This window comes from Thermanaeromonas sp. (assembly GCF_021890735.1).
Classification (GTDB): domain Bacteria; phylum Bacillota; class DSM-521; order Neomoorellales; family Neomoorellaceae; genus Thermanaeromonas.
Genome location: NZ_JAKKUR010000045.1, coordinates 1 through 12,446 on the forward strand (window position 1 = coordinate 1; position 12,446 = coordinate 12,446).

The window sequence follows — 12,446 nt, forward strand, 5'->3', positions numbered from 1 at the left end:
GAGGGGGACCAATTAACCATTTCCATGGAGGCGGCTGATGCCCACCAGGCAGATTCTATAATACGCCTGCTGGACGAGTACGGCTTTGATTACCAAAGCCGCGGAGACAGCAATGGTCGTACCTATCATATAGTGGCTTGCAGGCGGCCGGAGCGGTCTTAAAATTTAAAACCTCTTTAAGCAGGTTTTTACCCCCGGGATGGCGAACTTTCCACTAGAATAGAAAGAGCGCGTCTTTGGGGGGATAAAATTGATGAAGCGTATTGTAATTGCTCCGGATTCTTTTAAGGAAAGCCTAGAGGCGCCACAGGTAGCTAAAGCCATTGCTGCGGGGGTAAAGAAGGTATTTCCTGATGTAGAAACTGTAGAAGTCCCCCTGGCGGATGGGGGAGAAGGGCTTACAACTACTTTGGTAGCTGCCACTGGTGGAAAGCTCATGGAAGCACTTGTTACGGGACCACTGGGTGAGCCGGTAACCGCACGATGGGGAATTTTAGGGGACGGTCGCACGGCGGTGGTGGAGATGGCGCAGGCCTCGGGCCTCCCACTTGTTCCTAAAGAAAAGCGCAACCCGCTTTACACCACTACTTACGGGACGGGAGAATTAATTCGCGAGGCCCTAAAGTCAGGTTGCCAGCGGTTAATAGTAGGAATAGGAGGTAGTGCCACCAACGATGGTGGTGCGGGTATGGCTCAGGCCTTAGGGGTGAGACTTTTAGACGAAGCTGGCCTTGACATTCCTTGGGGTGCCGTAGGGTTGGAGAAGCTTAACCGTATTGATATGGAAAATATCTTTCCTCGGATTAAAGAAGTAGAAATATTGGTCGCCTGTGACGTGGATAACCCCCTTTGCGGCCCGCGTGGGGCTTCGGCCGTTTATGGCCCTCAAAAAGGGGCTACTCCGGAAATGATACCCCGGTTAGATGCTGCACTGGCGCGGCTGGCTGATGTAATAGCCCGGGACCTGGGGGTAGAAGTACGCGATCTTCCTGGTGCCGGAGCTGCCGGGGGTCTGGGAGCCGGACTGGTGGCTTTTCTCGGAGCTACTTTACGCAGGGGTATTGAGCTAGTAATGGAAGCTGTAAACTTAGAGGGCATTTTGGCAGCGGGGGCGGACCTGGTAATAACGGGAGAAGGCGAAATAAACCGACAGACGGCCTACGGAAAAGTTCCTGCTGGGGTGGCCAAGGTGGCCGGCAAATACGGCATTCCGGTGGTGGCCCTGGCAGGTTCCATTGGAGAGGGCGCCGAAACCGTATATGAGCATGGTATTAAAGCGTACATGAGCATAATTCCCCGGCCGCTACCTTTAACCTACTGCTTGGAAAACGCGGCTACTTTACTGACTGATGCGGCTGAAAGGTTGATGCGGTTGGTTACCGTTTTTCCGCACACCATAGCAGATTATTAAGGAGGCTAGAAATCTTTATGAAGCTTATCATCCTCGGATGCTATACACCTTACCCTCCCGCCGGGGGTGCTTGCCCGGGATATCTCCTGGAGGGAGAAAGAACCCGGGTTCTTCTAGAGTTCGGAAGCGGTGTTATGTCCCGTTTACAGGAATTCATTCCTTTCTGGGAACTGGATGCCGTAGTCCTTTCCCACCTGCACGGTGATCACATGAGCGACCTCGGCGTTTACCGTTATGCCATAGATCAGGCTGTAATGGAGCGGAAGAGGATAAAACCTGTGCCTGTATGGGCTCCACCGGAGCCGGCCGATATATTTGCTACCTTACCTTATAAAGAGGCTTTAGAAGGCAGGCAGATAGAGCCCGGACGAGATATTACCATAGGTGAATTCAGCTTTACATTTGTTAGCACTCGACATGCCTTTACCTGTATGGCTATGCGTATAACCGACGGTAACAAAACCTTGGTCTACACCGGGGACACAGAATACTTTAGTGACTTAATTGGTTTTGCTCAAGGAGCGGACCTGTTGCTGGCGGAAGCTACATATGTTAACAAAGATTTGGAGCTAGGAGCCACGGGACACCTATCGGCCGGTCAGGCGGCAAGAATAGCCCGTGATGCAGAGGTAAAAAGGCTTATACTTACTCACTTGCGTTCGTGGTACGAGCGTACCGATTTATTGAGGGAAGCCAAGAGCTTGTTTCCCAACTGCCAGGTGGCAGTAGAGAGGGCAATTGTGGAGATCTAGGTAAACACTTACAGTACACAAAAAAGCCCTGGATAACCGGGGCTTTTTTAGCAGGAGAACGGGAAAAGATGTAGAATAGTTTAAGTAGAACTTAATCCAATGGGCATTTAGTTAGTAATGCAAAACTCTATTCAAAATGGAGGGGGTTAATTTATGATTACAAATCTCAAAGGCAAACACGTTATCACCTGGCAAGAATGGTCTAAAGAGGAAATCGAAACCCTGCTCGATCTTGCTTTTGAGCTTAAGCGAAGGAAGATGCTCAGGGAGAAACATCGTCTTTTGGAGGATCGCACCTTCTACATGCTTTTCTTTCAAGAATCCACTCGCACTCGCAATGCTTTTGAAACCGGCATGACGCAGTTGGGAGGACACGCCATTTACCTTACCCCTAAGACCACCCAGATCGGCCACGGGGAGACGGCCAAGGATACAGTGGAGGTTTTGAGCCGTTTTGGCGACGGTATTGGAGTACGCCATTGTTCCTTTAAAGTGGGAAATGCTTATATCCGGGAACTTGCTAAATGGTCTAAAATCCCGGTGATAAATATGCAGTGCGACCTTTATCATCCCACCCAGTCCCTGGCTGATTTGATGACCATCCGTGAAAAATTTGGACCTAATCTTAGAGGGTTAAAGTTTGTTATATCTTGGACCTACGCACCTAAATATATAAGACCTCTTTCTATGCCCCAAGACCTCATCTTGCTTATGCCGCGCTTTGGTATGGACGTTACCTTAGCCCATCCGCCCGAGTTTTATCTCCTACCTGAGATCGTGGAACAGGCCAAGAAAAACGCGGAAGAAGCAGGGGTCAAATTTGAGATAGTACACGACATGGATGAGGCCTGTAAGGACGCTCATATAATTTATGCCAAAAGCTGGGGCCCCATAGCTTATACCGGAAGCGACACGGAAGGGGCAGATCTTATTGAAAAATATTCTAATTGGGTCATGGATGGACGCCGGATGAATCTGGCACGACCTGAGGCAATTTACATGCACTGTATGCCCGCCGACCGCGGCATTGAGGTTACCGAAGAGGTTATAGACGGCCCCCACTCGGTAATTTATGATGAGGCAGAAAACAGGTTGCACACCATAAAAGCTATTTTGGCTGCTACTGTATGGTAAATTTAGACTGGAAAGGCGCCGGGGGAGGGCTTAAACCCGGCGCTTATGTTTATGTAGTTACAAATGGAAACCCTAGGAGCTGTAGACTTACTTTGCGTACGGGGGCCTATCTGGGCTTGGATCAAATAACCTAAAAGGAGAGGGTCCGGTGCCGAGCTTTAAAAGTACCCACGAACTTCTTTATATGATACGGGAGAAGGGTCTAGCTTTAAGCGAAGCCGCCCAGGAATGGGAAAAGGAGGTAAGTGGCCGGGAACTTACGGAGATCCGTCAGGAGATGAGAGAAAGACTTCTGGTTATGCGCCAGGCAGCGCGTAAAGGTTTGGAGGGGAATATAAAATCACCCAGCGGCTTGATAGGCGGTGGAGGGCGGCTGCTAGAACAAGCCCGAAAAGAAAATAAGCTTGTATCTGGTGCTACGACAGCGCGGGCTATAACCATTGCTCTAGCCATAGCTGAAGTTAATGCTTGTATGGGAAAGATTGTGGCAGCTCCTACGGCTGGCTCTTGCGGTATTTTACCGGGAGTCTTGCTGGCTCTGGAAGAAGAAAGAAAGCTTTCCGAGGAAACAGTTATTGATGGGATGCTCGCTGCCGCAGCGGTGGGAGTGGTGATGGCTTCAATGGCTTCCTTTTCTGGAGCTGCCTTAGGTTGCCAGGCAGAAGTGGGAGCTGCTTCTGCCATGGCTGCAGCAGCAACAGTGGAAATGGCTGGAGGCAGCCCCTTACAAGCTTTAGATGCTGCCGCCATTGCTCTTAAAGGCCTGATGGGGCTAGTATGTGATCCGGTAGGCGGTTTGGTAGAGATACCTTGTGTTAAGCGAAATGCCCTGGGCGCAGCCCATGCCTTGGCTGCAGCGGATATAGCCTTGGCGGGCCTAAAATCTTTTATTCCTTTGGAAGAGGTTATAGCAGCCATGGTAGAAGTAGGTAAAAGCCTGCCTTCATCTTTGCGGGAGACTGCTGAGGGAGGTATCGCTGCTTGTCCTACGGCGAAGAAAATAGCTTCCCGGCTGACCTAACCGTTTATTTAGGTTAAGTACTACTGTTTCGGCCTATATAATTTGGCAAAAAAGGAACTACATGTATGCGAGGGGGGTGTCCGGTATTGGGATATTTGATATCATTGGCCCAATTATGATAGGGCCGTCAAGTTCCCATACAGCAGGAGCTATTCGCATAGGAAGGCTGGCGCGCTATATATTGGGAGAAGAACCTCGTAAAGCCCACATTTTTCTCCACGGTTCCTTCGCACGTACTTTTAGAGGACACGGTACAGATAAGGCTTTAGTGGCAGGATTGCTGGGGCTTACAGTTGACGATGAGAGGGTGAGGGATGCTTTAGATTTGGCCCGGGAAAAGGGGCTGGAAGTTCATTGGGGCTTTAAAGATCTGGGGGAGGTACATCCGAATTCGGTGGAACTGGATCTTTCAGGAGAACAAAACCATGTTAAGGTACTGGCCTCTTCGATAGGTGGAGGAGAGATCCTCCTTTCCCGTCTGGATGGATTCAGGATAGAGTTTAGTGGTAAACTTCCCGGGTTGGTGGCTGTATATCCTGACCAGCGGGGTGTAGTAGCTCAGGTGGCTTCTGTTTTGGCTTGTCATGAGATAAATATAGCTACCATGCGCGTTTCCCGGGAAAGGGCAGGTGGGCGGGCTTTAATGGCCGTAGAGACCGACCAGGAAATATCGCAGCCCGCGCGGCAGGCCTTACTTTCTTTACCGATGTTGGAAAAGATAGCTATACTTCCCCGAGTATGAGTTTAAGACAAGCCATTAAAACTCTTTTTCCGTGATTAGTTACAGAAGTGGCCAGCGGTAGGCTTTTTATTCAGGATGTCCTTATTCAGGATGTCCTTATTCAGGGGGTCCGAGAATAACTTCAGCTAAGGGTTCGAAGAAATTTATTAGAGCTTCGGAAGGGAAGGTAACTTTTATTCGCAGGGCCCAAAGTGTAGCCAATGTCAAGCCGAGAAGACAAAGGAAGCTGAAGGCTAAAAGATCCCGCCAGGCGCGGCGTTGTATCATGGGCGGGACCTCCAGGAGGACAACGCCTGTATATAAAAGGAACACAATTAAAAGCCTTAGCAAGGGGGGTCACCTTCTTTTTTGAAAGGTCTGGTTCCGGGGCCTTACAAGTTTTAACTAAGGGCTTTAGCCATTGTTGAGGTTTTAGTTAACCTCTAATCGGCTCTAGGCTGCCAGGGCCGGCCGGTCAAGCCCGTTCGACGGATTTTTGCTTTCACCTGTATTGTTAGGGGGAGTTTCTTAAATTCTTCATCCCATTGAGGTGCGATTTGTTTCCAGAGCTTAGGTTCCTTACGGTAGAGGGTGCCCCCAAAGTCGAATACATCTGTTCCCGCCTTTTTAGCCTCAGCTATAGCGCTGTTTATCTCTTCTGTTATGATGTTAGCTATCTGGCTCTCCAGGGATTTAATAGCTGCTTCGGTAGTAAAATCATGGAAGCATTGTTGTTCCAGGAGACTACCTTCTACCTCTACCTTAATTAGGGCCTGGATCCGGCCGTTATGCATAAGAAATTTAGTCTCACTTTTTGCCTCAGTTATTTCTACGGAGACTGCTTTTTGGTCTTCAGCGCACCGAAGTTCCAACACAGCCCGTCTAACTTTATTCTTAACCCAGGCTAAGCCTCGAGACTGGCGCTCGTCAAACCAGCCCACAAGCTTATCGTGGTGGAAAAGTCCGGCTCCGTTCAAACGTACAGTCCTGACTATTTCCGGTTCGGCGGCTCCGCTTACCCCTTGCCCGCCGGATCTGGCGGAAGCATCGCTTCGAGAAGCTTGGCCGCCCACAACAGGGGGTAAAGGTTGGGGGCTGAGCTCCAAGACGGGTATTGCGGTGGCGGCAGCTTTGCCGGACAAATCCAATAGCACATCGTGGACACTGGGGATAAACCCGTAACCGCTTACCTTCACCCATTTATCAAGACCTGTGAGCTCCCGGCCCAAGGTGGTTTCCAATCCTCCCTGGGCACGGATCAAAATTCCTCTTGCTGGGCCACGGGTAACAAGGATGAAAGTGGAACGTCTGAATTCCTGCTGCCGGTCTAAAAAATCCAGGACTTCTGTAAGGCCCTGGCGGGCCAGACCTTCTCCTACTAACACAGCCGTAGTATGCGCCACATAGGCACAGCGAGGTAACCTTAAAGCCAGCCTCCGGCCGGCAGCATAAAAGGTGTTACCTCGCTCGCTGCTAATGATAGCGGCGCGCTGGGGTAGGGCGGCTGCACCACTGCCTCCGCCTCCTCCTTCACCGCCCCCGGCAACGGCCGCTGGCCGTATTATTTCTGCCGTGACTATACGTTCGTCACCTTCCAGGTCAAAAGCGAAGGAAGATATAAAGGCCAACTCGTTGATCTCCCGCCGGTCCCAGCAACCCGGGAGAAAAAGTAATAAGATGATAATTAAAGACAACAAGAAGAAAATGCTACTTGTTTTTCTCAACGTTACGACCTCCCGGGGCCCTTTTTATCTTTTGGCCCCTCCTTCATCATAGTCTCTATTTCCGCTTCCGGAGGTTCCTGCAGGGCAGGTTCAATCTTCTTGATGCCAGGCTTCGCTCGCAAAAGATTTTTTAGACCACCTTCCAGTTTAGGCCGGGACAGCATAGCCCACCAGGGAGCCCGGAAGATAATATCCTTTTGGTCTTCCCAGATAAAAGGAGCTAAAGGGGCTAAATAAGGTAGGCCGACGCTCCTTAAAGTAACCAAGTGAATTAAGATGGCCAGCATACCGGTAAAAATGCCGAACAATCCCAAGGAGCCGGCCAGGAATATCATAGGCAGGCGCAACAAACGTATAGCTGTGCCTAACCCGAAGGTGGGATTGGTGAAGGAAGAGATGGCAGTAAGGGATACCACGATTACCATAGCCGGTGAAGCTAACCCCGCCCTGATGGCTGCCTCACCTATTACCAGCGCGCCCACAATGGTTACAGCTTGGCCCACGGGCCGGGGCAGGCGCACGCCCGCTTCAACGAGTATTTCGAAAATGATTTGCATAAGCAGAGCTTCCACAAAGGCAGGGTAAGGTACTCGCTCCCGCTGGGCAGCTATGGCCACGGCCAGGGTAGTAGGTATCATCTCATGATGGAAGGTGGTGGCGGCTACATAAAGGGAGGGAAGCAACAGGGCCAGAAAGAGGGCTAGAAAGCGAAAGATGCGAATTACACTAGATACCCATCTCTCATATAAGTCATCGGGTGCTTGAAGTTCTGTAAAAAAGTTAACTGGTACGGTAAGGACGAAGGGGGAACCGTCTGTCAGAATGGCGATTCTACCCTGCAGTATATCGGCAACTACTCTGTCGGGCCTTTCTGTTCTAGAAAATTGGGGGAAGGGAGAAAAGGGAGAGTCTTCGATGAGTTCCTCAATATACCCGCTTTCTAAAATACCGTCAATATCTATACGCTTGAGGCGGCTACGTAGCTCCGTAAGGACTGTTTCTAAGGCTAAACCTTCTAGATAGCTCAATACTACCCGGGTATGGGTGGTGCGCCCCAAGTAGAAGGTTTCAAAGCGGAGCTTGGGCGTGCGCAAGCGGCGCCTGATTAGGGACATATTTGTGGGGAGATCTTCGGTAAAGCCTTCCCTAGGGCCCCGGATGACGGTTTCTATTTCCGGTTCTGTTACCGCCCTTTTTTCCCAGCTATCAGCTCCCAGCAGTAATGCGAGGTTGCTACCTTCCATGAGCAGGGCTACCTGGCCGGCCAGCAGGCCGTAAAGTACATCCTGCCACAGGGAATATTCTTTCATATTGCCTATAGGTAAATTCTCCCGGATAAGCCTTAGCAACTGTGTCTCCGTAAAACTTAACCCCTGAAAGGACAGCCTCATTAAAGAAGGCAGGATATCACGCTGGATTACATCGCGATCTACCATGGTTTCAAGATATACTAGGGCCAGTCTCCGGCCTGCCACTTCTATTTCTCTGGTAATAAGGTCTTCACTGCAGCCGAAGGTTTTTTTAAGGTAATTTAAGCTTTCCCTCAGGTTCGTTTTAAGGGGGTATTCATATCTTTTGTTATTCCGTTTGTGCGAGGGACTTTTAGCCTTGGAGCGGATCAATCTCCAAAGGCGACCCATGATTTTAGACAATCTCCGGGCTTCCCTCCTGATTTCTTGATTTTATTTTTAGTGTGATACTTTTATGTGCCATTTTATGCTATAGCTACATACAATTAGAGTTTATAGGAAATATTAACTTTCGGGGTTTTTATGCGGGAAGAAGGCAGGATTTCCAACTGGCAACTTTTTATGCTTATTATGGCTTTCCTTATCGGTACTTCTACCCTTATTATGCCTGTAGGACCAGCGAAACAAGATGCTTGGATCTCCTATCTCTTGGCTGGAGCCTTGGGAGTAGGTGTAGCCTACTTGTACACCAGTCTAGGATTGAGGTTTCCTAAAGAGACTCCCTTCCAGTATGCACCGCGTGTGCTGGGAAAAGGGCTCGGTACTTGCCTTAATATCCTTTTTCTGTGGTATGCTTTTCATTTGGCCCCTTTACTTTTGCTTAACTTTAGCGAACTATATGTCGTGGCCATTATGGTTAACACCCCACTTATGGTTTTCATCGGCATAATGGCCGCACTTGCAGCTTGGGCCGTACGCTCTGGCATTGAGACCTTGGGCCGCCTGGCTGAGCTATTAACTCCTTTTCTTATTTTTGTAATCCTGGTACTCAACATTCTTACCATACTTACTCCGGAGCTACCCCGGTGGGAAAACTTTTTACCCGTGCTTGGTGAGGGTATCTTGCCAGTTGTAAGGGGGATTTTACCGGCTTTTACTTTCCCGTTTGGAGAGACAGTTTTCTTCTTAAATTTTTTTCCCTTCTTAACCAGCCCCAGAAAATGCCGGTACCCTTTTGTCTTGGCGGTAGTTTTGATTACTTTTCTTCTTATATCCGTCTTGCTGCGTAACATCGCTGTTCTTGGTCCTTTAGAAGCTAACAGGGCTAATTTTCCTAGCCTTACGGCCATACAATTAATTAACATCGGCGAGTTCCTTCAACGGATGGACGCTCTTATTATTTTTATCTGGACCTTCGGTGTCTTTTTGAAGTTGAGTGTTGTTTTTTATGTATTTACCCTGGGGACATCTCAGGTTTTGGGCCTTAAAGATTACCGGCCCTTGGTTTTACCCACCGCCTTACTGCTCACTTTTTTCGCCCCTACAGTGTACGAGCACTTCCACCAAATGCTGCGCTTTGCATCCCGCACCTGGCCCTTTTATTTTTTTCCCGGTTACTTTCTTTACCCAGCCATATTGCTATTAGTGGCTAAGATCCGTAATATTAAAGGGTGACACGGAAGGCCTCTTAGGGAGGCTGCAAGACTTTTGGAAGGTAATGGGCCTAGAATTTAAGATGGGTTTTAGGGCGGCCCTGGAGGTAAATTTGGGAAGGAAGGTGAGGATATATGGAGGGGGGTTACACGGAGTCAATTTTTAATGTTATGGGAGGAAATTACTAGAAGGAAGTAGAACTCCATAAAATTAAATCTTCCCCAGAAGGAGCGAAGGTATGCGGGTATCTGCAATAATACCGGCATACAATGAGGAGCGTACGGTAGGGAAGGTCGTGGCTACTTTGCGCCAGGTGCCTTTGGTAGACGAAATTATCGTGGTAGATGATGGCTCCCGGGATGGCACGGCGGAGGTAGCCAGGCGGCAAGGAGCTATAGTTATATACTTGGATAAGAACCACGGTAAGGGTAACGCCATGCTCAAAGGAGCCCAGAAAGCGAGGGGAGAAATCCTTCTTTTTTTAGATGCCGATTTAGAAGGCTTGTCTCCGGCGCACGTGGAAGAGCTTCTTTGGCCCGTTCTTAACGGTGAGGCAGATATGACGGTGGGTATTTTCCGGAGGGGTCGGGCTTTGACAGATTGGGCCCAGTTTATAGCTCCTTACCTTTCAGGGCAAAGAGCGATACCCAAAGAGCTTTTTTTGGCTGCCGTGAAAGGGGCTAAGGGGTTCGAGATAGAGGTTATGCTTTCTAAATTTGCTAAAGATAGGGGCTGGCGCGTGAAAAAAGTTCCCCTGGCCAATATGACGCACGTGATGAAAGAGGAAAAGAGAGGGCTAGCCAGGGGGGTAGTAGCCAGGCTCGGTATGTATAAGGATATAGCTGCCTTTTTCCTACGGCAAGGACGTAAGAAAGGCAACTTCCTCCGGCCTGCGCTCTGGCTTCTACTTTTGATGGGAGGGATAGCTTTTCTGGGCTACGATATTTCCCATATTAGGGTGGCCCGGGCCGCTAGCCGGCAATTAGAAGCTTTACCTTTATCTAGTCCAGGGGAGCGAATTTTAATTGTTTCGCCTCACCCTGATGACGAGGTTTTAGCCGCAGGGGGGCTGATTGCTTATGCTAAGGCTAAAGGAGATAGTGTACATGTAGTTTTTATGACTAGTGGAGATGGCTTTAGGCGAGGAGTAGAGGCTTGGAACGACTCGTTTCCTCCGGTACCGGGTGACTTTTTAGCTTATGGCAGCGTCAGGCAAGAGGAAGCGAAAAGAGCGTTGGCCGTTTTGGGTGTACCTTCAAGGGATATTACTTTTTTGGGTTACCCTGATGGTGGACTTAGTAAGATATGGCTAAATTATTGGTCGGTGGAAAAGCCTTACCAGTCTCCTGCCACTTTAAGCAGTAGTGTACCTTATGATAATGCTTTGTCTCCGGGAGCTGTTTACTCAGGGATAAGTATTTTAACTGATCTTTTGAGGGTTATTAAGGTTTACCAGCCTACGGTGGTCTTGCTTCCCGATACCGCCGACAGCCACCCGGACCATTGGGCAACCGGAGCTTTTACGTTGGCTGCTTTGGCTATGTGGAAAAGGGAAGAGGGTAGGGGATTTCCACAAGTATATAGTTACTTGGTGCATTCTGGAGCGTGGCAACTAGCTCCTTCTTTGCGCCGGAAGACACCCCTTCTTCCTCCAAGTTTTTTTCTTTATCAAGGAACCCCGTGGTATAAGTTGCCTTTAGACGAAAATATTCAAGAGAAAAAAAAGCGGGCTTTAGATGAATATAAAACCCAAAAACAAGTAATGAGCACATTTTTTGCCAACTTTCTGCGGCCCAATGAGGTATTTGGTTTGTTAAAGCCTAAGAGCATAGGTGGCGCTTCCCAGTTGGTTGCCCTTGATCCACCTAAGGAGGCTTTTATGCAGCACTTGGACAAGGGTGGGGATCTACGAGGCCTCTATTTAGACGTTAAACCTCGGAGAACGGTGATGAGGCTAGCGTTATGGGAACAACCGGAAGCCAAAATAATTTACCGGATAAGTTTATATCTTTGGAGGGAGCCTTCTTTTAAGCCTTCAGCCCGTTATATTTTTGAGGTGCTCCCCGGTAAAAAAGAAGAAGTGAAATGGCTGGAAAAACCAGCCGGTTATCAAGGGGTTGCTCAGTTAACTTGTGAAGATAAAGCTTTGCGAATAGAACTGGAGGATTTTTCTTTGTATCGCGGTGATTACCTCATAATAGAAGCGGAAACCTGGAGAAGCCGTGTTCTTTTGGACCGTATTCCTTGGCAGCTAGTGGAGATCGGTGGCTGCGAATAGTAAAGAAGTAGAGGACATCTGATAGGCTAATGCAAAACATTTGGCTGCTTGCTACAGACGGGTAAACAAGTATGAGGAGGGAAAATAAGAAATTGCACCGTTTGCGCTGGGGTCTAGAAGAAGAAATATTTATTACCGAACCGGACAGGCCCACTCTACAATCACTTTATTATCTTGCTCGCCTGGTATGGAAGGACCCCCGCAGCTACTACACCCATACAGCATGCAATTTTGTACGCGGCAAGGATTTGCGGCAGGGCTTAATGAGCGGGGTAGAAATATCCACCGGCCTTCACGAGGATAAAGAGGCATTGCTGGCCGACCTTGCTCGACGCCGCCAGGATTTGGCTTCTGTCTGCCCTGGCCTCTTGGTACCCCTAGGCCATTTGTTAGATCACGAAGAGCCTACCAATATCTGCGGTTTGCACTTGCACCTCAGTGGTTTCGTCGACCGGGACCGCGCTTACCGCAATTTAATCTATTTCCTTCCTTTACTGGCTCTGCTGGTGGCTAATTCTCCAGGTGCTGGAGGCAGGTTTTTTGGACCTTCTTATAGATGGGC

9 protein-coding genes and 1 pseudogene are annotated in these 12,446 nt (G+C 49.1%); 8 read left to right on the forward strand and 2 right to left on the reverse strand.

Annotation, left to right across the window (positions count from 1 at the left end):
• The first annotated feature begins 253 nt into the window (after nucleotides 1-253).
• The 5 genes from L5656_RS07775 (at nucleotide 254) to sdaAB (ending at nucleotide 5,060) form a co-directional block, all read left to right on the forward strand.
• A complete protein-coding gene (locus L5656_RS07775; RefSeq protein ID WP_297201439.1) occupies nucleotides 254-1,411 on the forward strand; it encodes a glycerate kinase in 1,158 nt (385 codons plus the stop codon).
• A 17-nt stretch (nucleotides 1,412-1,428) separates the two neighbouring features.
• Nucleotides 1,429-2,163, forward strand: a complete 735-nt coding sequence (locus L5656_RS07780; RefSeq protein ID WP_297201441.1) for an MBL fold metallo-hydrolase — start codon at nucleotides 1,429-1,431, stop codon at nucleotides 2,161-2,163.
• Between the two features lie 153 nt (nucleotides 2,164-2,316).
• The gene (gene argF / locus L5656_RS07785) at nucleotides 2,317-3,297 is read left to right on the forward strand and encodes an ornithine carbamoyltransferase (protein WP_297201443.1); all 981 of its coding nucleotides are present in this window, start codon (nucleotides 2,317-2,319) and stop codon (nucleotides 3,295-3,297) included.
• Between the two features lie 148 nt (nucleotides 3,298-3,445).
• On the forward strand, nucleotides 3,446-4,318 hold the full coding sequence (gene sdaAA, locus L5656_RS07790) for an L-serine ammonia-lyase, iron-sulfur-dependent, subunit alpha (protein ID WP_297201445.1): 873 nt from the start codon (nucleotides 3,446-3,448) through the stop codon (nucleotides 4,316-4,318).
• A 76-nt stretch (nucleotides 4,319-4,394) separates the two neighbouring features.
• Nucleotides 4,395-5,060, forward strand: a complete 666-nt coding sequence (gene sdaAB, locus L5656_RS07795) for an L-serine ammonia-lyase, iron-sulfur-dependent subunit beta (RefSeq protein ID WP_297201447.1) — start codon at nucleotides 4,395-4,397, stop codon at nucleotides 5,058-5,060.
• 422 nt (nucleotides 5,061-5,482) lie between these two features.
• On the opposite strand, the gene L5656_RS07800 is transcribed toward sdaAB, so the two are convergent.
• Nucleotides 5,483-6,763 carry a Ger(x)C family spore germination protein gene (locus L5656_RS07800; protein ID WP_297201449.1) on the reverse strand — a complete coding sequence of 427 codons (1,281 nt, stop codon included), beginning with the start codon at nucleotides 6,761-6,763 and terminating at the stop codon, nucleotides 5,483-5,485.
• Nucleotides 6,764-6,765: 2 nt separating this feature from the next.
• A complete protein-coding gene (locus L5656_RS07805; protein ID WP_297201450.1) occupies nucleotides 6,766-8,415 on the reverse strand; it encodes a spore germination protein in 1,650 nt (549 codons plus the stop codon).
• A 120-nt stretch (nucleotides 8,416-8,535) separates the two neighbouring features.
• Here L5656_RS07805 and L5656_RS07810 point away from each other — a divergent pair, with 120 nt between their 5' ends.
• The 3 genes and pseudogenes from L5656_RS07810 to L5656_RS07820 all read left to right on the forward strand — a co-directional run.
• On the forward strand, nucleotides 8,536-9,627 hold the full coding sequence (locus L5656_RS07810) for a GerAB/ArcD/ProY family transporter (protein ID WP_297201452.1): 1,092 nt from the start codon (nucleotides 8,536-8,538) through the stop codon (nucleotides 9,625-9,627).
• A gap of 217 nt (nucleotides 9,628-9,844) precedes the next feature.
• Nucleotides 9,845-11,884, forward strand: coding sequence for a PIG-L family deacetylase (locus tag L5656_RS07815; RefSeq protein WP_297201454.1), 2,040 nt, complete (start codon nucleotides 9,845-9,847; stop codon nucleotides 11,882-11,884).
• Nucleotides 11,885-11,976: 92 nt separating this feature from the next.
• Nucleotides 11,977-12,446, forward strand: a pseudogene (locus L5656_RS07820) (hypothetical protein); the annotation flags it as partial.